1 protein-coding gene is annotated in these 254 nt (G+C 79.9%); it reads left to right on the top strand.

What is annotated here, in order from left to right; translation table 11 throughout:
* Positions 1 to 254 (top strand): hypothetical protein (locus EOE48_RS29030; RefSeq protein ID WP_210249634.1); only part of this gene is annotated, 254 nt, incomplete at both ends.

The raw sequence follows: 254 nt of genomic DNA, 5'->3' as shown, positions 1-254 counted from the left end.
GCGTCGGCGTCCTCACCCCGGTCGTCGCCCCGCTCACCCTCGACCGCCTGCGCATCGCCCGCACCGGCGCCGACCTCGTGTGGTTTTCCCCCACCGACGCCGTCGTCACCGCCCGGCTCGGCGCCGCGTTCGGCCTCGACGGGCTCGGCGCCCGCGCCGCGCCCCCGCCCGGCCGGGCCTCGCCCCGCTCTCGCGCCAGGGCGTGCGGCCCGAGTTCCAGAAGCTCGAAGCCGCGCTCGCCGTCACCCAGCCGC

It is taken from the genome of Methylobacterium oryzihabitans (genome assembly GCF_004004555.2).
Classification (GTDB): domain Bacteria; phylum Pseudomonadota; class Alphaproteobacteria; order Rhizobiales; family Beijerinckiaceae; genus Methylobacterium; species Methylobacterium oryzihabitans.
Note: the sequence above shows the minus strand (reverse complement) of the source record. Positions and strands in the feature narration are given on the sequence as shown.